The organism is Ruegeria sp. CJ6, from assembly GCF_056536665.1.
On record NZ_JBQFQB010000002.1, the window covers coordinates 134,728 to 157,171 of the forward strand.

The following is a 22,444-nucleotide window of genomic DNA, read 5'->3' on the forward strand; positions in this document are numbered from 1 at the left end:
AGTCTTGCTGAGGCGCGCGAGTTAGCGGATCGTTTCGATGCTGTCAATTTGCCGGAACGTCCTCGACGACACCCACGATGGGTCCCAGCGAAAACCCGATATCCGACCGGTTGCTGGCGCGATCATACATGCGGGAAATGTTGCCATCTAGAAACAGCGCATTCGGTGTTTTCAATACATCGCGGAATAGGCTGCCAAATTCAAAGAAAGTGACGTAATCGTCCGAGATCGCAAACACCACACGCGTGCCATCGGCGCTGGTGCCCACTCCGTTTCGGGTGTAGCGCGAGGTTGAATCCGGCAGAAAGCGAGGGTGTAACTCTCCGTTGATCACCAGCATGGGGCCCGATTGTGTCGCAAAGCGGCACTGCGGCGCCTGATCGACGAAATCCAAAGTCTCGAACACATCGGCACGGTTTTCACGGATGCAGAACACACCGTTGGGCAGCAGGCCGAAATTGCCGGGTCCGGCATTCGGTATCACGCGCATCTGCTCTTGCCCGTCTTCGACATAGTGGCCGACGGGCGAGCGGTCGTCATGGTACATGCCCGCATTCATCGCAAAGACGAGCCTTTTCCCCAGAGGCTCCAACGCCTCATTCACCGAAGAGAAATGACCCAACAGATCGCCATTTTCATCGTTCAGAAACAGGCGCAAATCTTCCGAGGTATCCACCTCGCAAACCGTATATCGCTTGTCCTCATGAGTCAGCTTCTCGCAAGTGACTGCAGAGACTTGCGCGGCCCAAAGGACAGCACACAGCGTGACAAGGGTACGGATCACTCGTCCAGATCGCGGCGTACCGCGTCCTGATTAAACATACGGCGGGTGTCGTCCAGTCGATCAAATGTGTCGTCCAAACGGAACCGCAGGTCGGGTGAGAATTTCAGGCCCACCTTCTTGCCCACTGCGCGGCGAAGCTCACCCTTGTTTCGAGCGAGCAGTTCGATCACGTCCTCTTGCCCCTTGCCGCCCAAGGGCAGCACATAGGCGGTGGCGATCTTCAGATCGGGCGAGGTGCGCACCTCACCCACGGTGATCGACATGCGGTTCAGGTCGGGGTCGTGGACATCTCCGCGCGCCAGAACCTCGGACAGGGTGCGGCGGATCAGTTCGCCGACGCGCAGCTGTCGTTGGGAAGGGCCGGGGCCATCGTGGAATTTGTTCTTTGCCATGCCCCCGATCTAAGCCCAAAGCGGGGCTTTGCCAAGCGGGCGCGAACCGGGTAGGAGGCTTTGAGCCGACTTTAGAAAGGACCAGCGCAATGACCCATATTCCGGGGATCGTTATCACAGGGGCTTCGGGCCGTATGGGGCAGATGCTGATCAAGACCGTGTCTGAGAGCGATCAGGCGCGTCTGGTCGGTGTGGTCGAGCGTAAGGGTCATGACTGGATCGGTCAGGATGTGGGTCAGGCAATGGGCGGGCAGGCGATCGGTGTTACCGTTACTGACGATCCGCTGGAGGCATTTGCACAGGCGCAGGCCGTCATCGACTTTACTGCGCCCGAAGCGACACTGGAATTTGCCGCACTGGCCGCGCAGGCGCGGTGCGTTCACGTAATTGGCACTACCGGCATGAGTGACGAACAGATCGCCGCGCTGGAACCTGCCGCGCGCCATGCTGTGATTGTGCGGGCCGGGAATATGAGCCTTGGGGTAAATCTGTTGGTTCAGCTGACCAAGAAGGTCGCTGCGGCACTGGATGAGGATTTCGATATCGAAGTCATCGAGGGGCATCACCATCACAAGGTCGATGCGCCTTCAGGCACGGCTTTGATGCTGGGCGAAGCTGCCGCAGAAGGGCGCGGTGTCAAGTTGGCGGATGTGGCCGATCGGGGCCGCGACGGTATTACCGGTGCGCGCAAACGCGGCGATATCGGCTTCCACGCGATTCGTGGCGGAGACATTGTCGGCGAACACGATGTCCTGTTCGCGGCACCCGGTGAGCGTATCGTGTTGCGCCATCTGGCTACTGACCGTGCGATCTTTGCCCGTGGGGCGCTCAAAGCCGCGTTGTGGGGTCAAGGCAAGGCGCCGGGCCAGTATGACATGGTGGATGTTCTGGGGCTGTAGGCTTCAGGATCAAGAGCCAAGAAAATTCGACGAATTTTCTTGGCTCTATCGATCGGGCGGATGAAAGCTGTCTCAGCTTGCCTGAATGTGCCGGTCGACCATCCGTTGTACCATCGGTGCGAAATGGGCGAAATCCGGGGTCTCCATATCAGCGCGTTTTCCCGCTTCGTCCAGATAACGGACCTGAATGATTTCTTTCAGGTTCGGATTTGCCTCGAACTCGGCTATCTCCTTGGCACTCATCGGACCACCCTGCAGTTCCAGCGTATGGACCGAGGCTGCGGACAGGCGATTGAAATACTCCGGCTTGGTGGCGCAGAGATACCGCTTGGCTGCCACGTGGTACCGGCAGCAATCGGTGATGACCGACGGAAAGAACTGCTCCAACACCTCGGCACCTGCATCTTCATGATGCCGGTCCTCGGTATCGTCCGGATGGTAAGTGCCGAATTCCGAAGTAAAATGGCCAATGTCGTGCAACAGCGCACCGACGATAATTTCTTCGGACTGCCCGTTCTGTTCCGCAATCGTGGCACCTTGCAGCATGTGCTGGGCCATGGTGACGGGTTCCCCCAGATATTCCTCTCCCCCCCGACGATCGAAGATGTCACCGATAAAGGCCACGATATTGTCCCGGTTTAAGGTCGAGAAATCGGGTTTCATTCCGCCGCCTCCGGTTGTGTCATCTGCATGGCGGCCAGTGTCGAAAGCAGCCCATCCTTGTCAGCATAGCATCCCTGCAACCAGCGAGACCCGGCCCCGGAATAGCCCAGCCGTGCATGCATTACGCGAGTGTTGTCGACGATGAAACTTTCGCCCGGTTCCAGCTTGAAAGACACGCCCATAGCGGGATCGTCAATGATCTCGCCCAGCTGGCGATAGGCTGCATAGTAGGCTTCCATCTTGTCAAAGGGTACATCCACGAACGGCGCAGACGAGCGGTTGTTGAAGCGAATGCCGATCAACTCGCCATCGGGGGAAAGCTCGATCATCGGGCGACGTGACCGCAAACAGACCCCGTCCGAACCTTTATACTCGAACCGTGCCGGATAGCCTGCAAGCAAGGCGAAGCCCTCGGGGTTCAGATCGCGCAGACGCTCAGCCGCGCGGAAACCATCGACAACGATGGAATCGCCGCCTTCGGCCGAATTCTCAAGGCAGTAGAGGATTTGCAGTGTCGGCACCGGGTCGCGATAAGGGTTGTCGGTATGGGCCTGCAACCCCAACCCAGTATAGGCGAGGTTGGTCGGGTTCACCTCGGTCCGAACTTCGAAATAGGGGCCATAATTTGTCTGGCGCACGTAGCCGAACAGATCGGCCACTTTCAGCAGCGATTCCGGCTCGGTTGGGCCACCTGTCAGCTTGGCAAAGCCGTACTCCGCGACGGCAGCCAGCCAGCTGCGCTTGGCCTCAGGGTCGGTGTGCACCCTTTCCCAGTCACCGCTGGGGGCGCTGATACCACGCTCCCATGTGGTGACGCCGGATGCGGTGCGGCCAACTTCTTGCGCCTGTTCGCGGTCATAAACGTGATCGGCCAGCCAATCGGCAGGGAACATCACGGATTTGTTTTCGGGCTGAAAGGTAACACTCAGATCGCCATTTTGGATCTCGGCAGCGCTGACCGAGATATCGGTGGGGATATCGCCGATGGTAATCAGGCGCTGCCCGTTGCCGGGGGCGCGGGTCTCGGGGTCCAGCGCATTGTCGCGCAGCCAAATGGCGTGAAATCTGGCCTGGGTACCATCGGAAAACGCGATAGTGACCACAGATGGGTCGAAAGTGGCTGAGCGCAGCATGGGGTCTCTCCTGTTCGGCGCGGGCTTTGCTTGAGGAGATACGCGCTCCGTGGCATTACTACAATTAAACCTTATTGCCACTGAGGGCTGGGAATACTTATGGCTAAGAAGAAGATTGGACTACCTCCATTGGACTGGCTGCGTGTGTTCGAAGCCGCCGGGCGGCTGGGTGGTTTTTCTGCTGCTGCGCGCGAATTTGGTTTGACGCAGGCGGCGGTCAGTCAACGGATAGGCAATCTTGAGGCGTGGCTGGGCCGGTCATTGTTTGTGCGCGAAGCCCGCGGTGTTTCGCTGACCATCGAAGGCGAAAGCTATCTGCCATTGGTGCAGGACAGCCTGCAAGCACTGGAACGCAATACCGAGGATCTGTTCGGCAAAACTCCGCGCGAGCTTCGGGTCGCGGGACTTTCGTCGCATATCCACGCGCTGGTTCTACCAGCCTTGCCCACGTTCCTTGAGGCGCAGCCAAATGTGCGTGTAATGACAGATTCGATGGCCCGCCGCGCCTCGCTGGAGGAAGAACGTACTTGGCTGCAGATCCGCTATGGCAGAGGTGTCTGGCCTGGACGAAAGGCAAAGCTTATTGCGCCCGAAGTGCTGGCACCGATGGCCGCATCCGGCATCAACTGGGGTGCGCCGCTGATTGATTTGCGCGGAGAACGCCCCGGTTGGAAGGACTGGGCGCAGGTAGCGGGGGTTGATGAATTACCGGCTGGCCGGATCAGTTTTGATTCGGTAGGTCACGCGATCACGGCGGCGCGTCAGGGCATGGGGATCGCGTTGGGTTCACTACCGTTGGCTTCGGGCAGCTTAAAGACTGGTCAATTACACAGATTGGATATGCCCGAGCTTAGGACAAAGGATGGCTATTGGCTGACATGGCCCGAGGATCGGGCAAGGTCGAAACGGCAAAGGGCTTTGATAGACGACTTTCTGCAAGCGCTGCGGGGCGGGGCCTGATCAGAAGTCGATGGCGATGCCCTTTTTTTCCCAATCACCATAGCGGGCCGGATCGGGACCGTCGCGCCCACCCAGTTCCTTGGGCTGCGCCTTGGCTTCCGCTTCGGCCTTTTTGCGACGTTCCTCAGCCTCGGCCAATGCGCGCTGAGCGGCGGGGGGCAGGTCTTTGCGCTCGTCACTCATGACATCGGGTTCCTTTCTGTTCAGGGCCTTGATATACGCCCTCGTCCGCCCAAGGCAATGCGGCAAAGGTCACGAGAGGCACTCAGCATCATGTCAAACTCTGCAACCGCCGCGCGGCGCAGTGCAATCTATCTGCTGGATCAGATATTGGGCGAGGGGCGGCTGTTACCTGAATGTCTGGCGGCCGGCGCATTGGATCGTCTGGTACCCGAGGATCGCGCGCGCGCGCAGCGTCTGACTATTGAAACCCTACGCGGACTTGAGCGTGCCGACCGGCTGTTGGCGGATCACTTGCGGCAGACACCGGCGCTAACGGTGCATAACGCGCTGCGGCTTGGAACGGTCGAGTTGTGTCAGGGCGAGGCCGCGCATGGCGTGGTCAATTCGATGGTCGAGATCGTGGGACGCTCGCGCAAGCATGGGCGGCTCAAGGGGTTGGTGAATGCAGTCTTGCGCAAGATTGCCGCCGATGGACCGGATGCTTGGCCCAAGATGCGCGTGCCCCGTCTGCCCGACTGGCTGCGCGATCCTCTGATCATGGCGTGGGGCGATGACGCAGTAAAGGGTATGGAACAGGCCCATTTCAATGGTGCACCGCTGGACGTGACGCTGAAACCGGGCGCTGAGGCGCCGGGCGGAGAAGCCCTGCCCACCGGCTCAGTCCGTTTGCAGGATGCGGGGCAGGTGTCGGCTTTGCCGGGCTACAAGCGTGGAAACTGGTGGGTTCAGGATGCGGCAGCGGCGCTGCCTGTGCGCGTGCTGGCCCCGAAAGCCGGGGAAAAGGCGTTGGACCTTTGCGCTGCGCCCGGTGGCAAAACGTTGCAATTGGCTGTGGTAGGGGCAGAGGTCACGGCGCTGGATATCTCTGAAACACGGTTGGAGCGGGTGCGCGAGAACCTGAAACGGACAGGTTTGGAGGCTAAGGTGATCGCTGGTGATGCGCTGGACCATCGGGGCCAGTATGATGCCATCCTGCTCGACGCGCCGTGTTCGGCCACGGGCACGATTCGCCGCCATCCTGATTTACCCTTCGCCAAGGATGGCTCGGAATTCGGGGGATTGATCGAGCTACAGGCCCGTATGCTGGCCCATGCCTGGACCCTGCTCAAACCCGGAGGCCGATTGGTATATTGCACCTGTTCCTTGTTGCCGGACGAAGGAGAGGTGCAGATCGAAGAGGCGCTGGATCAATATCCGGATATGCAGATTGACCGTGCGGCGCTTGAGATTGCGGGCGTTGAACCGGACTGGATTACAGAAGAAGGTGGCTTGCGTCTGCGCCCGGATTTCTGGCCGGACAAGGGTGGCATGGACGGGTTCTATATCGCCTGTCTGAACAAATCCGCTTGAGGCGACGCTTTTCGATGACTTGACGCGCGGACCGGTCTATCGTGTGTTCAAGCGCCCGCAGAGCGCAAGGGGCAGAGTCGCAAGCGTCATGTCAGAATCGGACACAATGGCCAATCGCTGGATGCGGTTTCAGAACCGCCTTTACGCGCGCCTGAGCCAAAGGCGGAAGGCGGTTTCGGGATTCGTCAGCCAGCCTGAGCCGCGCACCGTCGGTTCGTTTGCACGCGGGCGACAACTGGTGGCCGGGAATCTCCTTTTCGCTGGATATCTGGTCGAGGCGGATGACACCGATCTCTGGGATGTTGCTGCGCCCAGTCCGGATTTTGATGATGAACGCCACGGTTTCATCTGGCTGGATGATCTGGCAGCCGTCGGCGATATGCGCGCCCGTGAAAAGGCGCAGCGATGGGTCTGGGGCTGGATCACCGCACATGGGCGCGGGAAGGGGCCCGGCTGGGCGCCGGACCTGACCGGGCGCCGGGTGATGCGCTGGATCAACCACGCGCAATTTCTGCTACGCGGCGCTGACGAAGCGCAAAGCAGAGCTTTCTTCCGCTCCTTGGCACAACAAACATGGTTTCTTTCCAAACGCTGGACAGCAGCAACACCAGGATTGCCGAGATTCGAAGCGCTCGCAGGGCTGGTTCAGGCTGGTTTGGCCCTGGAGGGGTTGGAGCAACTGGCTGATCCCGCATTGCGCGCACTGGCCCGGGAATGCGACCGCCAGATCGATGCCGAGGGCGGCATTCTCACCCGCAACCCTGAGGAATTGCTGGAGGTCTTCACTCTGCTGGCCTGGACCTCTGCTGCACTTGGTGAAGTTGGCCGAGGCACGCCTGCCTCTCAGACCGGGGCGATCAAGCGCATTGCACCTACTCTGCGAAATCTGCGTCATGCAGATGGATCTCTGGCCAGATTTCACGGGGGCGGGCGTGGGCTTGAAGGGCGGCTGGATCAGGCACTGGCACAAAGCGGTGTCAAGCCGCAGCAGCATTCGGACCTGTCAATGGGTTATGCACGGCTTGCCGCCTCGAGAACCACGGTTCTGGTGGATGCCAACGCGCCCCCCAAAGGTGCTGCGTCGTTCAACGCCCACGCATCCTCTCTTGCGTTTGAGCTGACCTCGGGGCGCCGTCCTCTGATCGTGAACTGTGGATCAGGCGGCAGTTTTGGGCAGGAATGGCGCAGGGCAGGGCGCGCGACCCCGTCGCATTCGACCCTATGCGTCGAAGGGTATTCCAGCGCCCGGCTTGCAGAAGGCGCAAATGGGTCGTCGCAAGAGGCATTGGTGGATGGCCCGCAGGATGTGCCCGTAGATTTCGAGGATGCCTTCGAAGGCACCCGCTTCATGGTGGGTCATGACGGCTATGCCAAAGTGTTTGGCCTGACCCATGCCCGCACGCTTGAACTGCGCTTTGACGGGCGTGAGCTGGTGGGCGAGGATATTCTGCTGACCGCAACCGACAAAGCCAAAAGGCAGTTCGATCGCGCGATGGACGGTACAGGTCTGCAGGGGATCGCCTTTGACATCCGGTTTCACCTGCATCCTGACGTTGATGCGGCACTTGATCTGGGTGGCGCTGCGGTGTCGATGGCGCTCAAGAGCGGTGAGATCTGGGTTTTCCGCCATGATGGCGTTGGAAAGTTGTCAGTTGAACCAAGCGTTTACCTTGAAAAAGGCCGTTTGAAGCCACGCGCGACAAAACAGATCGTTCTATCTGGGCGCGCAATGGAGTATGCGACGCGCATCCGGTGGACGCTCAGCAAGGCTCAGGATACAGCCTATGCCGTGCGGGATACGCACCGGGACGAGCCCGTTTTCGACTGACGCCAAAAGGACCTTTGGACCCATGACCGACCTTCACCCCGTGCGCCGCGCGTTGCTTTCCGTTTCCGACAAAACCGGGCTGATCGAGCTGGGAACGGCGTTGGCCGAACGCGGGGTTGAACTGCTTTCGACCGGCGGTACCGCGAAGGCGCTACGCGATGCGGGGTTGGAGGTGAAAGATGTCAGCGAGATCACCGGCTTCCCCGAGATGATGGATGGCCGGGTCAAAACGCTGCACCCGATGGTCCATGGCGGGCTGCTGGCTCTGCGCGATAATGACACCCATGTCGCCGCGATGAACGAACATGGTATCGGCGCAATCGACCTGCTTGTGGTAAATCTCTACCCGTTTGAAGCGACCGTGGCTAAAGGCGCTGCCTATGATGAGTGCATCGAGAACATCGATATCGGCGGCCCAGCCATGATCCGGGCGGCATCCAAGAACCATGCCTTTGTAAACGTGGTTGTGGATGTCGAAGATTACTCGTCGCTGCTGGATCAGCTGGAAGAGAATTACGGTAAGACTTCTCTGGGCTTCCGTCAGTGGTTGGCGCAAAAGGCCTATGCCCGCACTGCCGCCTATGACACAGCCGTGTCCAACTGGATGGCCGATGCGCTGGAGCTTGAGGCGCCCAAACGCCGCGCCTTTGCCGGTGAGCTGAAACAGACCTTACGATATGGCGAGAATAGCCACCAGTCGGCAGCGTTCTATGTAGATGGCTCGGGTCGTCCGGGCGTGGCGACGGCGGTACAGCATCAGGGCAAGGAACTGAGCTATAACAACATCAACGATACCGATGCCGCCTTTGAGTTGGTCGCTGAGTTCGACCCGGTCGAAGGGGCAGCTTGTGCGATTATCAAGCATGCCAATCCGTGTGGTGTAGCGAAAGGTGCGACGCTGCTTGAGGCCTATAAAGCCGCGTTCGACTGCGACAGGACGTCGGCATTTGGCGGTATCGTGGCGTTGAATCAACCGCTGGACGCGGAAACCGCGCAGGAGATCACGGGGATTTTCACCGAGGTTGTGATCGCTCCGGGGGCGTCAGACGAGGCCAAGGCGATCTTCGCCGCCAAGAAGAACCTGCGCCTGCTGACGACCGAAGCTCTACCGGATGTGACCGCCGGTGGTAAAACTGTGCGACAGGTGGCCGGTGGCCTGCTGGTGCAGGACAAGGATAACGGCTTTGTTGGTATGGATGATTTGAAGGTGGTCACCAAAAAAGCGCCATCTGAGGAGCAGATGCGCGACCTGCTGTTCGCGTGGAAAGTGGCGAAACATGTCAAATCCAACGCCATCGTCTATGTCAAAGACGGCGCGACCGTAGGTGTCGGCGCGGGGCAGATGAGCCGAGTTGACTCGGCACTGATCGCGGCAAAGAAAGCCGAGCGTATGGCTGATGCACTGGGCTTGCCCCAGCCGCTGACCATCGGTTCGGCCGTAGCTTCTGATGCATTCTTCCCCTTCCCCGATGGGCTCATGGAGGCCGCCGAGGCAGGCGCGACATGCGTTATTCAGCCCGGCGGTTCGATGCGTGATGATGAAGTGATCGGGGCGGCGGATGAGGCCGGTCTGGCCATGGTCTTCACCGGCATGCGGCATTTCCGTCACTGATGCGCGGTTCGTTCATCCTATGGGCCGGATTGGCGGCGTTTTTGATCGACCAGATCAGTAAGTATCTGGTCGTTCACGTAATGCGCGTAGCGCAGGGCGATATCGACGTGCTGCCACCGCTTCTGGTTTTCAGATACGGCGAGAATCGCGGCATCAATTTTGGCCTATTTCAGGGCGACGGTGACGCCGCCCGCTGGGTGCTGATCGGGCTTTCCGTGGCGATCTGCCTGGGCGTCCTGATCTGGCTGGGCCGCATCGCTCCTACGAAGCTTCAACAATTCTGCGGCGGTCTTCTGATCGGCGGGGCGCTGGGAAATGTCGTGGACCGGGTGCTTTACGGCTATGTTCTGGACTTTTTGAACATGTCCTGCTGCGGGATCAGCAACCCTTTTGTGTTCAATCTGGCGGATGTGTTCATATTTGCGGGAGCTTTGGGATTGGTCCTGTTCGATGGCAAAAAGCCCTCGTGACCTGCCGGACGATATGCGATAAAAGCGCCTGAAACTGGCTGGAGACACTGATGCGTATGCCACGCGCCATACTTGTTCTGACACTCGCCGTTGTCGTTGCGGGCTGTTCCGATATTGGTTTGCGCAATCTTGATCCGCCCGGAGCGGGGCCTGACGAATTTTCGGTATTGCCCGTCAAGCCGCTGACCCAGCCCAAGGACTACGCCTTTCTTCCAGCGCCGACACCCGGCGGTGCAAACCTGACCGATCCTAACCCCAAAGCGGACGCCGTTGTGGCGCTGGGTGGTAGTGAGGCAGCGCTGAACCCGAATACCTCAATACCGGCCAGCGATGCCGCGCTTGTGACGGCCTCAAGCAGATATGGCGTTCCTGCCAATACGCGCCAGATAACGGCCGAAGAGGATGCGGCATTCCGCAAAAATCGCGGTCGCTGGACCCGCCTGCGCCTGTTCCCGGTTGATCGGTACTCGCAGGTCTATGAACGTCAGTCAATCGATGCGAACGCGACCAATGAAGCGGCGCGTCGTCGTGGGATCGAAACGCCGTCGGCCCCGCCGCTGGAATGAATTCTTCTTAACTTTCCGTCATTGGCCTTGAACCCCGGCGGCACCACCGTAGTTTGAATATCAGAAATGAAACGGAGGATGCCCCATGGTTCGGGCCCTGGCATTGTCGGCTGCCCTGATCGCCGCCACCCCCTTGTTCGCGAAAGAGGGGCAAGAGGCTGTCACCACATTTACGCTGGAAAACGGCATGGACGTCGTAGTGGTCGAGGATCATCGCGCTCCTGTTGTGCAGCATATGGTCTGGTACCGGGCCGGATCCGCCGATGAACCGATCGGATCCTCTGGCGTTGCACATTTCCTGGAACATCTGCTGTTCAAAGCCACCGACACAATGGAAGCGGGCGAGTTGTCAGCCACTGTCGCGGCCAATGGCGGCAATGACAACGCTTTCACTTCTTACGACTACACCGCCTATTTTCAGCGTGTCGCCGCTGACCGGCTGGAACTGATGATGCGGATGGAGGCAGATCGTATGCGCAACATCCGCCTGACCGAGAATGATATCATCACCGAACGCGACGTGGTTCTGGAAGAGCGTAATCAGCGGACCGAAAACAATCCACGCGCTCTGTTCGGAGAACAGATGAATGCAGCGCAATATTTGAACCACCGTTACGGAGCGCCGGTTATCGGCTGGCGCCACGAGATGGAGGCGTTGGATATGGACGACGCCCTGTCCTTCTACCAGACCCATTATGCACCCAATAACGCCATATTGGTCGTCACCGGAGATGTTGACCCCGACGAAGTCAGGGCGTTGGCCGATCAGTACTACGGTGTTATCCCAGCCAACCCTGATTTGCCCGAGCGGATACGCTCGCAAGAACCACCCCAGACTGCCGAACGTCGCCTGACCTTCAAGGATGCGCGTGTGGCACAACCCTACGTGCAGCGCAGCTATCTGGCCCCTGAACGGGACGCCGGTGAGCAGGAGAAGGCCGCTGCCCTGTTTCTTTTGGCGGAATTGCTGGGAGGAAGCACAACCTCATATCTGAATGAAAAGCTGCAATTTGAGCAGCAGAAGGTGGTCTATACCGGTGCGTTCTACAAGGGGGTCTCATTGGATGACACGACCTTTGATCTGATCGTTGTGCCGGCTGAGGGCGTTTCGCTTCAGGATGCGGAGGATGCCATGGATCAGGCCGTTGCGGATTTCATCGCGGAAGGTGTCAAGGATGAAGACCTGGAGCGCATTAAGATGCAGCTCCGCGCCGCGCAGACCTATGCGCGCGATAACGTGGACGGTATTGGAAACCGCTATGGTCGTGCGTTGACCAGCGGGTTGACGGTCGAAGATGTGCAGGCCTGGCCCGACATCCTGCAGGCTGTGACGGGTGACGAGATCATCGCGGCTGCCCGTGAGGTGCTGCAACCTGAAACCTCGGTCACTGGCTGGTTGATGCGTGACGATGAGGTGACACAATGAAACGGTTTGCCGCAACGCTGATTGCGCTGATCATTGCCCTTCCCGCCTGGGCCGAGATTAAGATCAAAGAGGTAACCTCGCCCGGTGGTATTACCGCTTGGCTGGTCCAAGATCATTCGATCCCCTTCACTGCGCTGGAACTGCGGTTTCGTGGAGGAACGTCGCTGGATGATCCCGATAAACGCGGCGCGGTTTATCTGATGAGCGGCCTGATTGAGGAAGGCGCCGGCGACATGGATGCCCGCACCTATGCACGCGAACTTGAATCTCTGGCTGCATCCTTCAGCTACAGGGCAACAGATGATACGGTCTCCATTTCGGCGCGGTTCCTGACTGAGAACCGGGATGAAGTGATTGATTTGCTGCAGACCACAATTCATGAACCGCGTTTCGATGAGGATGCGATCGATCGGGTGCGCGCTCAGGTGATTTCGGGTCTGAAGTCCGACCAGACTGATCCAAGCGATATTGCCGGACGCAGCTTTGCTGAAATGGCATATGGGGATCATCCTTATGCGTCGGACGGTAAAGGTACGATTGAAAGCGTTTCAAGCCTGACCCGCGACGATATCGTCGCTGCCTACGACAATGTCTTTGCCAAGGACAGACTGTATGTTGGGGCTGTTGGCGACATCACGGCAGAAGAGCTGGGCGTTCTGTTGGACAAATTGCTGTTGGATCTGCCAGCAACCGGGAAACCCATTCCAGACAAGGCGAAGGTCACCATTGACGGCGGTGTCAGCGTAGTGGACTTCAACACTCCGCAATCCGTCGCCCTGTTCGGGCAAAGTGGCATTGATCGCGACGATCCCGATTTCTTTGCGGCCTATATCCTGAATCACATTCTGGGCGGCGGCGGATTCGAAAGTCGCCTGATGCAGGAAGTACGTGAGAAACGTGGCCTGACCTACGGTGTGGCGACCTATCTGGTGCCCAAGGATCTGGCGTCGGTGTATCTGGGCTCGGTCTCATCTGCCAATGACCGTATCGCCGAAGCGGTCGAGGTGATCCGACAGGAATGGGCGCGCGCGGCTGCGGAAGGTGTGACGCAGAAAGAATTGGATGACGCCAAGACCTATTTGACCGGGGCCTATCCGCTGCGTTTTGACGGCAATGGCCAGATTGCCGGAATCATGGTCGGGATGCAGATGGAAGATTTGCCTATCGACTACATTGCGACTCGCAACGACAAGGTGAATGCAGTGACCTTGGAGGATGTGAACCGGGTGGCGTCTGAACTTCTGGACCCCGAGGGTCTGCATTTCACCATCGTCGGCAAACCGGAAGGGGTGGACGGCTGACGTCGTCCATCTACCCGCTGCCGAACAGAATTATTCGTTGTTATTGAATAATTTTTCTTGGAATTGACGGCAGTGGGTGATGCGAACCACTGGCGAAAACAACGAGTTTGTGAACTCTTCCAGGGCGCAGCGCCAGACAGAAGATCGGCAATTCTCCGCCTTAAGTAATCGTTAACTCGCCTTGGCCATACTTTGGCCAGAAATGTCGAGAATTCTATGTTAGTCGGGAACGGAGATGGGGTTCAGAAGATCAACATCTCCTGAGACGAGGCTTGGGACGGATAGCGGCACCATGATAGTTGCGATAATGGGATTGGGAATACTTGCAGGGTTGTTAACCTTTGCTGCCGCTTTGATTGTCGGTCAATCTCTGCTCAGCGCTTTCGCACTTTACGTGGTGGCCGGTACGCTGACATCGCTTTTGGTAGCAGCGGGTATCTATTTCAGAAGCTCTTGAATTTGGTAGGTTGGAAATAAAGCCCAGCGACTGAAAAGTTTGCCACCAATCGGATTCCTGTGTTCTAACCTAAGCTTGGCCCTTTTTCGCTGCGCGCAGCATCTGACCCATCATCTGGCCAAACTTGCCCGAGCCGCGCTGATACAAAGCCCCGTCAACGGCCATGACTGTTCCGCTGATATAGCTCGCCATATCAGAGCTAAGGAATAGGCAGGCATTTGCCACATCCTGGGGCTGACCCCAGCGACCGAGCGGGACGTCCCGACGCAGCTCTTCATGGGCGTTTTCGGTAGGGGCCAGCCGTTTTGCGCCTTCGGTTCCTTCGATAAAACCCGGAACGACCGAATTCACGCGAATCCCTTCGACGCCCCATTCCATTGAAAGGGTTCGGGTGATCTGATCAACGCCCGCCTTGGCGGCGCAAACATGGGCCTGCCCTTCGTAAGGCAGATAGGATTGCGGGGCCGAAATGTTGATAATGCTGGCACCGGGACGTTTGAGATAGGGGTAGGCCCCTTTCATGACGTGGATCGTGCCCATCAGATCGATATCTATGACCGCCTTGAATGCATTGACCGACATTTCAGATGCCAGCGCTGGGAAGTTGCCGGCAGCACCAGAAATCAGGACATCGAAATCTCCAAAAGCGTCGTGGAATTGCTTAAGGCCTTCGGCTACGGCCTCTGGATTGCGAACGTCGAACGCCGCGCCGATCGCGTCGGATGCGCCTGCTGCTTTCAACGCAGCCACGGTATCATCGACCTTTTCCTGCGACCGGCTGGCGACAGCCAGATTAGCACCCGAGGCCGCAAAGGCCTCGGCAATGCCGCGATTGATACCGCTGGTGCCACCAATGACGATGACGGTCTTACCTGAAAAATCCATTTAGGCCTCCGGTGGTACGAGGGCCTTACTCTCCGTAGGGCACCCAGATGTTTTTCACTTCGGTCGCAGCCTGCAGGAAGCGGCGCGAATGGTCCACGCTCCAATCAAATGCCGTCGCGTTATTGACCCAAGTCCGCTTCAGATTTCCGGCCGAGACGACCTCGATATCTTTAGACAGATCGGTGGACGAGAAGGACCAGACCGCATCCACGTTCAGATGCGAGGCCAGCGGCTTTGCCAGCTCTGCGTGGCTGCCGGTCAGGATGTTGACCACACCGGCGGGCACGTCCGAGGTTTCTAGGATCTGGTAAAAATCCGTTGCTGCCAGCGGGTAGGGCTCACTTGCCGCCAGAACCACCCGGTTGCCCATCGCAATCGCTGGCGCCATGGCCGAAACTAGACCCAAGAGGGGTGTTTCGTCCGCACACAGGGCGCCGATCACGCCAACCGGCTCTTTCATGGCAATGGCGACGCCCCGGATCGGAACACCATGTACTTGACCATCATACTTGTCCGCCCAGGCGGCGGCGGTGAACAGTCGCTGGATCGAGGCCTCAACCTCTTTCGCGCCGTCTTTCTTACCGGTCATCGCATCAATACGAGCAGCGAACTCACCCGCACGTGCCGAGAGGTTTTCACCGATGTAATACAGAATCTGAGCCCGCAGATGGCCGGTGGTCTTGGACCAGCCTTTTGCACCCGCTGCAGCCTCAACCGCGTTGCGCACGTCCTTACGGTTGGCCAGACCCACATGGCCAAGTAGGCCGGATTTGCCCCAGACGGGTTTCGAATAGCCGCCATCGGGCCGCGCCTGCTTACCGCCGACATACATCTTGGCGGTGCGGTCAATAGGATCGACTGGAGCGCCTTCGCCCATTGCCGCCTCAATCTTCGTCAGCGGTTTGGCCTTGGCTTTGGGCTTGGTATAAGCCGTCAGCCCTTCCCAACCGCCTTCACGGCCAAAGCCGCTTTCGCGTACACCGCCGAACCCGGCAGCAGCGTCGAACAGGTTAGTTGCGTTCACCCAGACCACGCCCGCAACCAGCTTGGGCGCGATATCCAACGCGAGGTTTACGTTTTCGGTCCAGACTGTCGCGGCCAGTCCGTAACGGGTGTTGTTGGCCAGCTCGACCGCCTCTTCCGGGGTGCGGAAGGTCGAGGACACCAGAACCGGGCCAAAGATCTCCTCCTGCATCAGCGGATCGGAGGCTTCGAGGCCCGAGATCAGCGTCGGTGGGTAGTAACAGCCGTTTTCAGGCAACTCGCATGCGGCCTGATGGACATAACCTGCGGTGTTGCTTTCGACCATGCCCTTGATGGTTAGCAACTGGACCGGGTCCACAACCGCACCCACGTCGATGCATTTGTCCATCGGATCACCAACGCGCAGCTTGTCCATCCGCGCACGCAGCTTGTCGTGGAACCGGTCGGCGATGCCTTCCTGCACCAGCAGGCGCGAGCCCGCGCAGCAGACTTGACCCTGATTGAACCAGATCGCATCGACCAGGCCTTCGATGGCGCTGTCGATATCGGCGTCGTCGAACACGATGTAGGCGGATTTTCCACCCAACTCCAACGTCAGTTCCTTGCCCGAACCCGCGGTGGCTTCGCGGATACGGCGGCCAACCACGGTCGACCCGGTAAAGGCGATCTTGTCCACGTCTGCGTTCACGATCATCTCGCCCACCGCACCGTCTCCGGTGACGATGTTGACCACACCTTTCGGCAGACCCGCCTGCGAGCAGATGTCGGCAAACAGCAGCGCGGTCAGCGAGGTGTACTCGGCGGGCTTCAGAACTACCGTGTTGCCCATTGCGATTGCAGGCGCGATCTTCCACGCCAGCATCAGCAGCGGGAAGTTCCACGGGATGATTTGGCCGCACACACCCAGTGCCTCGGCATCGGGCAATTCGCTTTCCATCAACTGCGCCATACCCGCGTGATAGTAGAAATGCCGCTGTGCCAGAGGGATGTCGATGTCGCGGGATTCTCGGATCGGCTTACCGTTGTCGAGGCTTTCGAGCACAGCAAACAAACGCGAGTGCTTCTGCAGCAGGCGCGCAATCGCGTAGAGGTAGCGCGCACGACCGGCACCGCCCAGCTTCTCCCATTTCGGCTGCGCTTTGCGCGCTGCAGAAACGGCGGCGTCTACGTCAGCCTGTTTGGCTTGTGTCAGCTTGGCCAGAACCTCTCCGGTTGCTGGGTTGCGGCTGTCGAATCCTTTGCCGGGTTTGGTAAACGCGCCATCGATGTAGTGGCCGAACTTGTCGCCCTGATCGACCAGCCAGGCCAGTGCCTCGGCTGCGCTTTCGGGGGCAGGGCCGTAGTCCATGGTCTCGAAAATCTCTTTGACTGTCATTGTTTTTGTCCTCAGCCCATGGAGTGACGGTAACCGGCGGAGTATGCGCCGGTGACATAGTGTTCCAACTGCCGCTCAATGTCGCCCAGCAATGATGAGGCGCCAAAGCGAAACAGATCCGGCTCCAGCCAGCGGTCGCCCAGCTCGTCCTTGATCAGCGACAGATAGACCAGCGCATCCTTGGCTTTCGAAATCCCACCCGCAGGCTTGTAGCCTACGCGATAGCCGGTGCGGTCATAATAGTCGCGAATGGCTCGGATCATTACCAACGACACAGGCAAGGTGGCGTTGACGCTTTCTTTGCCGGTCGAGGTCTTGATGAAGTCTGCCCCTGCCATCATGCACACCAGCGAGGCACGGGCGACGTTGCGCAGGCTGCCCAGCTCTCCGGTCGCCAAAATGGCTTTGACATGTGCATCGCCGCAGGCGACGCGGAAGGCCTTCATCTCATCATACAGGGCCTGCCAGTCGCCAGACAGCACATGACGGCGCGAGATGACGATGTCGATCTCCTCGGCTCCGGCCTTCACGCTTTCTTCGATCTCTGCCACACGCAGATGAAACGGAGAGAGCCCGGCCGGGAAGCCAGTGGATACCGCCGCAACCGGAATACCAGTGCCTTCCAATGCGTCCACAGCCGTTTCGATCATGTCATGGTAGACACACACCGCTCCGGTTGTGATCGGCGGCATGTCCAGCGCCTGCAGAACTGAAGACGCGACAGGTTGACGAGCCTTTGCGCACAGGCGACGAACCCGCCCAACCGTGTCATCGCCCGACAGAGTGGTCAGGTCGATCATTGTGATCGCTTTGAGCAGCCATGCGGCCTGGTATTCTTTTTTCACCGACCGCCGACCGGGCAGCGTCGCTGCGCGGCGCTCGATGGCCGAAGTGTTGGCCTGCACGGCCCGCACCCAATCCAGATCCAGATCCATTCCTGGGTTCCGGGGCTCGGTCACTTGCGGCAGATGCGGGGTGCGCACGGTGCTTTCTGAGCTCTGCGTTTCCATTATTCCGTCCTTTTGGAGGTTCGCGTCAAAATCGCATGGGTCGCAGCGAAAGGGAAGGTGTGCCAGCGTCGTAAAGGGCAAATTTTTGACCAAATGGACAAATATAGTCGCTTTCTTGCGAGTAATTCGCATTTGCATTGACTTAGTTGCGAATGGTTCTCATATTTTGACTTAACAGGATAACCGTTCGGAGTCTGAAATGATTCGTCGATCGCTACTTACGGCATTGGCTCTCGTGTTTGTGTGGCCCGTCGCCGCAATCGCTCAAGCGCCGCTGAAAGTCGTCGCCACCACCGGCATGATTGCAGATGCTGCGCGCCAGGTCGGCGGTGAACAGGTCGACGTGAAGGGCTTGATGGGACCCGGTGTCGACCCGCACGCCTATCGCCAGACCCGCACCGATATTGTTGCGATGACCCGCGCTGATCTGGTGCTGTGGCACGGCCTCTATCTAGAGGCTCAGATGGAAGGTTTCTTTGACGATCTGGGCCGCAAGCGGACAGTGGTTGCCGTGGCGGATGGCATCGACACATCGAAACTGCGCGCCCATGACGATTACGCTGACAAATTTGACCCGCATGTCTGGATGAGCCCGGTTCTGTGGCGCGATGTCGTGATCGAAGTGCAGGAAGCTCTGACCGAAGCCCGGCCCGAAGCGGCAGATGAGTTCGCAGCCAACGCACAAGTTTTTCTGGCTGAGATCGATCTGCTGGCCGCCTATGGCAAGCAGGTTTTGGCGGCCGTTCCCGAAAACAACCGCGTGTTGGTGACTGCGCATGATGCATTTGGCTATTTCGGTGATGAATATGGCTATGAGGTGCTGGGTATTCAGGGCATCTCGACCCAATCCGAGGCAGGGTTGAACCGGATCGGTGAGTTGGTCGAAACTCTGGTAGAGCGTCAGCTGAACGCCGTGTTTGTGGAGAGTTCCGTTTCAGATCGATCCATGCGTGCCTTGATCGAGGGTGCTTCGGCCGAAGGTCACAAAGTGGGTGTCGGCGGAGAGCTGTATTCCGACGCGATGGGCGAGCCGGGCACATATGAGGGTACTTATATCGGCATGCTTGATCACAACATTACCGTTATCGCCGGCGCGCTGGGCGCGGATGTTCCCGAACGTGGCATGAACGGCAAACTGTCGGCGGGGTTTTAAACCATGATTGAACTCGCAACAGTTCAGGGCGTTTCTGTCGACGGGCAGGACATCGATCTTTGCCCTCTCGCCATTCGTGGTCTGACAGTCTCATACGGTCAGAAGCCAGCGGTTTTCTCGGTCGATATGACGGTGCAGCCCGGCGCCATGACGGCGATTATCGGGCCAAATGGGGCTGGCAAATCAACCTTGCTAAAGGCTGCTTTGGGGATCGTGTCTCCGTTGTCGGGTCAGGTGACCGTGTTTGGTCAGCCGCTCGAGGACCAGCGGGCACGCATCGCCTATGTACCGCAACGCGCCAGCGTGGACTGGGATTTCCCGACGCGCGTGATTGATGTGGTGCTGATGGGCTTGTCGCGTCAATTGGGCCTGCTGGGTCGGGTTCGTGCCCGCCATACCGCCCGTGCCATGGACTGTCTGCACCGTGTCGGTATGCGGGAATTTGCCGACCGTCAGATCGGGCAGCTTTCTGGTGGTCAGCAACAGAGGGTCTTTCTTGCGCGCGCATTGGCACAGGATGCCGACATGTATTTGTTGGACGAACCTTTTGCAGGTGTGGACGCCGCGACTGAAAAGGCGATCATCGCCGTGCTGAAATCGTTGAAAGAGGCTGGCAAGACCGTTGTTGTAGTGCATCACGATCTGGCCACGGTCACCGACTATTTCGACCATGTGTTCCTGATCAACACCCGCAAAGTGGCCGAAGGTCCGGTTGCGCAGGCCTTTACCGCTGAAACGCTGCAGGCCGCTTATGGCGGGCGTCTCGCAACGGCTCAAATCGATCAGATTTCGCGCGCGCTGGGGTAGTCATGCTTTGGGAGGCTTTGACCTTACAGCTTGGCTATAACGCCACGCTGGTTGCTATTGGTGCGACATTACTGGGCGTTTCGGCAGGTGTGACGGGCACGTTCTTATTCCTGCGTAAACGCGCGCTGGTTAGCGATGCCATCAGCCACGCGACCCTACCGGGCGTTTGCCTTGCCTTCATGGTGCTGGTGGCTTTCGGTGGTGATGGGCGTAACTTGATCGGACTGCTTGCAGGTTCGGCAATATCCGCATGGGTTGGTTTGCTCTGTATGAACTGGCTGACCAGTCGCACACGTTTGGCAGAAGATGCAGCGATCGGCGCAGTGTTATCGGTGTTCTTCGGTTTTGGTGTCGTACTGCTGACCGTTATTCAAACCATGGGGGTTGGACGCCAGGCAGGATTGGAAGGATTCTTGCTGGGTTCTACTGCTGGGATGCTATGGGCTGATGCTCTGGTCATCGCGATCGGTGGCGCGGCAACGTTGGTACTGGTGATGATCATCCGCCGCCCGATGACGATGGTCGCCTTCGATCCTGAATATGCCGCTGCGCGCGGGTTGCCCGTGCATCGGATTGATCTGGCGATGATGGGGCTCGTGATGGCGGTGACCGTGGTCGGGCTAAAGATCGTTGGTCTGATCCTGATTGTTGCTCTGCTGATCATCCCGCCTGTGACAGCGCGGTTCTGGACGGAGCGATCCGACCGCGTGGTCGTCCTGGCCGGTTTGGCCGGAGGTCTTGCAGGGTTTCTGGGGGCAGGTATTTCGGCCTCGGCTCCGAACCTGCCGACCGGACCGATCATCGTTCTGGTCAGTTTTGGGTTCTTTGCCCTGTCGCTCCTGTTCGCGCCGGTTCGGGGCGTGTTGGCAGCTATTCTCAGCCACCTTCGGTTCCAGCGTCGAGTGCACATTCGGCAGGGACTGCTGGCACTGGCGCAGGGGCAGCAAATCTATGAACCCCTAACCATTCGCCTGTTACGCCGCACCGGCCTTGTGCGCGCCGATGGAGTTGCAACAGAGGAAGGGAGGGCGCGTGCGGCCAAGGCCCTACGAGACGAAAAGCGGTGGGAGATCGTCCGCGCGGATCAGGCGCATGAGGCCACTGCGGCGCTGTACGATGGGCTGCGCGATATCGAGACCGTGCTGACTCGCGATCAGATCGCCGAGATTGATCGTCGTATCGGCGGCCCGCAGGAGGTCACGCCATGAGCGGAGAAGAGTTCGTACCCCTGTCGCTGACGCCTTTGTTGATTGGGACATTCGCGGCCATCGCATGCGCTCTGCCCGGCAACTTTCTGGTGCTGCGCAAACAGGCGCTGATTGGCGACGCGATCAGCCATGTGGTGTTGCCCGGTATTGTCGTCGCGTTTCTGCTGACAGGCGCAATTTCAACATGGCCGATGATGCTTGGCGCAGCAGGGGCTGCTGTGGTCGCCGTGGTTATGATCGAAGCGATCCGGCGATTGGGTCAGATCGAGCCGGGGGCAGCGATGGGTGTCGTATTCACGACCATGTTCGCCGGTGGTGTCCTACTGCTTGAGCAGACTGACACTTCGACCGTCCATTTGGACGTTGAACATGCGCTTTACGGCAATCTGGAAAGCTTGATCTGGCTGGATGCAACGGACTGGTCATCGCTGCTGGATCTACAGGCATTGGCAGGGTTGCCACCTGAATTGCCGCGCATTGCGCTGACACTGACGGGGGTCTTGCTGTTCACGTGGTTGTTCTGGCGACCGCTCAAGATATCAACCTTCGATGAAGGCTTTGCGCGCACAATTGGTATCCGCACTGGCGCGTTAGGGATGGCGCTGGTGATCATAGCTGCGATTGCTGCTGTCGCGGCATTTGATGCAGTGGGGTCGATCATCGTGATTGCAATGTTCATCTGCCCGCCAGCAGCGGCACGGATGATGACCAACCGGTTGGAAGTCCAGATCGTCTGGAGTGTCCTGTTCGCAACCCTTTCCGCCGTGTCCGGTTATGTTTTAGCGGGCTATGGCCCATTGTGGTTGGGGGCTGCGGATGCTGTCAGCGCCGCTGGAATGATCGCCACGATATCAGGCCTGATTCTGGCGCTGACCGCTGCTTTTGGCCCATGCCGAACCCGCAGCGGAGCGCCCAGTCAGGCTTGACTTGGCGTATTCACGCCAACGCCTATCACGCAGTTTCGGCTGAACTTCGCCAAGTGGAAACAATCACGAATT

General features: G+C 58.8%; 22 protein-coding genes. 14 read left to right on the forward strand and 8 right to left on the reverse strand.

Annotated features, from left to right (window positions below):
- Nucleotides 1–43 precede the first annotated feature (43 nt).
- Nucleotides 44–784 (reverse strand): phosphodiester glycosidase family protein, encoded by a 741-nt coding sequence (locus ACR0BT_RS06370; protein ID WP_480762743.1) that lies wholly within the window; start codon nucleotides 782–784, stop codon nucleotides 44–46.
- Nucleotides 781–1,176 (reverse strand): 30S ribosome-binding factor RbfA, encoded by a 396-nt coding sequence (gene rbfA, locus ACR0BT_RS06375; protein ID WP_170408494.1) that lies wholly within the window; start codon nucleotides 1,174–1,176, stop codon nucleotides 781–783. Before rbfA ends, ACR0BT_RS06370 begins: the two co-directional genes overlap by 4 nt.
- A gap of 89 nt (nucleotides 1,177–1,265) precedes the next feature.
- Here rbfA and dapB point away from each other — a divergent pair, with 89 nt between their 5' ends.
- Nucleotides 1,266–2,075: a 4-hydroxy-tetrahydrodipicolinate reductase gene (gene dapB / locus ACR0BT_RS06380; RefSeq protein ID WP_170626775.1), complete on the forward strand. Its 810-nt coding sequence runs from the start codon at nucleotides 1,266–1,268 to the stop codon at nucleotides 2,073–2,075.
- 72 nt (nucleotides 2,076–2,147) lie between these two features.
- Here dapB and tmpB read toward each other — a convergent pair whose 3' ends face one another.
- Nucleotides 2,148–2,738 (reverse strand): (R)-1-hydroxy-2-trimethylaminoethylphosphonate oxygenase, encoded by a 591-nt coding sequence (gene tmpB / locus ACR0BT_RS06385; RefSeq protein ID WP_170648778.1) that lies wholly within the window; start codon nucleotides 2,736–2,738, stop codon nucleotides 2,148–2,150.
- On the reverse strand, nucleotides 2,735–3,871 hold the full coding sequence (gene tmpA, locus ACR0BT_RS06390; protein WP_480706455.1) for a 2-trimethylaminoethylphosphonate dioxygenase: 1,137 nt from the start codon (nucleotides 3,869–3,871) through the stop codon (nucleotides 2,735–2,737). The genes tmpB and tmpA overlap by 4 nt, the downstream gene beginning before the upstream one ends.
- A 99-nt stretch (nucleotides 3,872–3,970) precedes the next feature.
- Between tmpA and ACR0BT_RS06395 the strand changes: the two genes are divergently transcribed.
- Complete coding sequence (locus ACR0BT_RS06395; protein WP_480614451.1) at nucleotides 3,971–4,831, forward strand: LysR family transcriptional regulator; 861 nt, start codon at nucleotides 3,971–3,973, stop codon at nucleotides 4,829–4,831.
- Here ACR0BT_RS06395 and ACR0BT_RS06400 read toward each other — a convergent pair whose 3' ends face one another.
- The gene (locus ACR0BT_RS06400; RefSeq protein WP_170394659.1) at nucleotides 4,832–5,014 is read right to left on the reverse strand and encodes a DUF1674 domain-containing protein; all 183 of its coding nucleotides are present in this window, start codon (nucleotides 5,012–5,014) and stop codon (nucleotides 4,832–4,834) included. It abuts the gene before it with no gap.
- Nucleotides 5,015–5,104: 90 nt separating this feature from the next.
- Between ACR0BT_RS06400 and ACR0BT_RS06405 the strand changes: the two genes are divergently transcribed.
- The 8 genes from ACR0BT_RS06405 to ACR0BT_RS06440 all read left to right on the forward strand — a co-directional run bounded on the left by ACR0BT_RS06405 (nucleotide 5,105) and on the right by ACR0BT_RS06440 (nucleotide 14,024).
- On the forward strand, nucleotides 5,105–6,364 hold the full coding sequence (locus ACR0BT_RS06405) for an RsmB/NOP family class I SAM-dependent RNA methyltransferase (RefSeq protein ID WP_480706453.1): 1,260 nt from the start codon (nucleotides 5,105–5,107) through the stop codon (nucleotides 6,362–6,364).
- 88 nt (nucleotides 6,365–6,452) lie between these two features.
- Entirely contained in the window at nucleotides 6,453–8,192 is a 1,740-nt protein-coding gene (locus ACR0BT_RS06410; RefSeq protein WP_480762744.1) for a heparinase II/III family protein, read from the forward strand.
- Nucleotides 8,193–8,214: 22 nt separating this feature from the next.
- Complete coding sequence (gene purH, locus ACR0BT_RS06415; protein WP_480762745.1) at nucleotides 8,215–9,804, forward strand: bifunctional phosphoribosylaminoimidazolecarboxamide formyltransferase/IMP cyclohydrolase; 1,590 nt, start codon at nucleotides 8,215–8,217, stop codon at nucleotides 9,802–9,804.
- Nucleotides 9,804–10,274 (forward strand): signal peptidase II, encoded by a 471-nt coding sequence (gene lspA / locus ACR0BT_RS06420; RefSeq protein ID WP_480762746.1) that lies wholly within the window; start codon nucleotides 9,804–9,806, stop codon nucleotides 10,272–10,274. The genes purH and lspA overlap by 1 nt, the downstream gene beginning before the upstream one ends.
- Before the next feature lie 50 nt (nucleotides 10,275–10,324).
- Nucleotides 10,325–10,840: a DUF3035 domain-containing protein gene (locus tag ACR0BT_RS06425; RefSeq protein ID WP_170566971.1), complete on the forward strand. Its 516-nt coding sequence runs from the start codon at nucleotides 10,325–10,327 to the stop codon at nucleotides 10,838–10,840.
- Nucleotides 10,841–10,925: 85 nt separating this feature from the next.
- A complete protein-coding gene (locus ACR0BT_RS06430; RefSeq protein ID WP_480762747.1) occupies nucleotides 10,926–12,266 on the forward strand; it encodes a M16 family metallopeptidase in 1,341 nt (446 codons plus the stop codon).
- Nucleotides 12,263–13,567 carry a M16 family metallopeptidase gene (locus ACR0BT_RS06435; protein WP_480735518.1) on the forward strand — a complete coding sequence of 435 codons (1,305 nt, stop codon included), beginning with the start codon at nucleotides 12,263–12,265 and terminating at the stop codon, nucleotides 13,565–13,567. The genes ACR0BT_RS06430 and ACR0BT_RS06435 overlap by 4 nt, the downstream gene beginning before the upstream one ends.
- A gap of 292 nt (nucleotides 13,568–13,859) precedes the next feature.
- A complete protein-coding gene (locus tag ACR0BT_RS06440) occupies nucleotides 13,860–14,024 on the forward strand; it encodes a hypothetical protein (protein WP_170394635.1) in 165 nt (54 codons plus the stop codon).
- A gap of 69 nt (nucleotides 14,025–14,093) precedes the next feature.
- Here ACR0BT_RS06440 and ACR0BT_RS06445 read toward each other — a convergent pair whose 3' ends face one another.
- From ACR0BT_RS06445 to deoC, 3 genes are read right to left on the reverse strand one after another with little or no spacing between them, the layout of a single operon-like run.
- Nucleotides 14,094–14,909 carry an SDR family oxidoreductase gene (locus ACR0BT_RS06445; RefSeq protein WP_170737228.1) on the reverse strand — a complete coding sequence of 272 codons (816 nt, stop codon included), beginning with the start codon at nucleotides 14,907–14,909 and terminating at the stop codon, nucleotides 14,094–14,096.
- A 25-nt stretch (nucleotides 14,910–14,934) separates the two neighbouring features.
- Nucleotides 14,935–17,268, reverse strand: a complete 2,334-nt coding sequence (locus ACR0BT_RS06450; protein WP_480762748.1) for an aldehyde dehydrogenase family protein — start codon at nucleotides 17,266–17,268, stop codon at nucleotides 14,935–14,937.
- An 11-nt stretch (nucleotides 17,269–17,279) separates the two neighbouring features.
- Nucleotides 17,280–18,278 (reverse strand): deoxyribose-phosphate aldolase, encoded by a 999-nt coding sequence (gene deoC, locus ACR0BT_RS06455; RefSeq protein ID WP_170394626.1) that lies wholly within the window; start codon nucleotides 18,276–18,278, stop codon nucleotides 17,280–17,282.
- A gap of 199 nt (nucleotides 18,279–18,477) precedes the next feature.
- On the opposite strand from deoC, the gene ACR0BT_RS06460 reads away from it, so the two are divergent.
- Genes ACR0BT_RS06460 through ACR0BT_RS06475 form a run of 4 tightly spaced genes read left to right on the forward strand, consistent with a single transcriptional unit; the run spans nucleotide 18,478 to nucleotide 22,372 of the window.
- The gene (locus ACR0BT_RS06460; RefSeq protein WP_170426190.1) at nucleotides 18,478–19,431 is read left to right on the forward strand and encodes a metal ABC transporter solute-binding protein, Zn/Mn family; all 954 of its coding nucleotides are present in this window, start codon (nucleotides 18,478–18,480) and stop codon (nucleotides 19,429–19,431) included.
- A gap of 3 nt (nucleotides 19,432–19,434) precedes the next feature.
- Complete coding sequence (locus tag ACR0BT_RS06465; RefSeq protein WP_170819216.1) at nucleotides 19,435–20,238, forward strand: metal ABC transporter ATP-binding protein; 804 nt, start codon at nucleotides 19,435–19,437, stop codon at nucleotides 20,236–20,238.
- Nucleotides 20,239–20,240: 2 nt separating this feature from the next.
- Nucleotides 20,241–21,446, forward strand: coding sequence for a metal ABC transporter permease (locus ACR0BT_RS06470; protein ID WP_480561980.1), 1,206 nt, complete (start codon nucleotides 20,241–20,243; stop codon nucleotides 21,444–21,446).
- Nucleotides 21,443–22,372 (forward strand): metal ABC transporter permease, encoded by a 930-nt coding sequence (locus ACR0BT_RS06475; protein WP_170426196.1) that lies wholly within the window; start codon nucleotides 21,443–21,445, stop codon nucleotides 22,370–22,372. Before ACR0BT_RS06470 ends, ACR0BT_RS06475 begins: the two co-directional genes overlap by 4 nt.
- Nucleotides 22,373–22,444 lie beyond the last annotated feature (72 nt).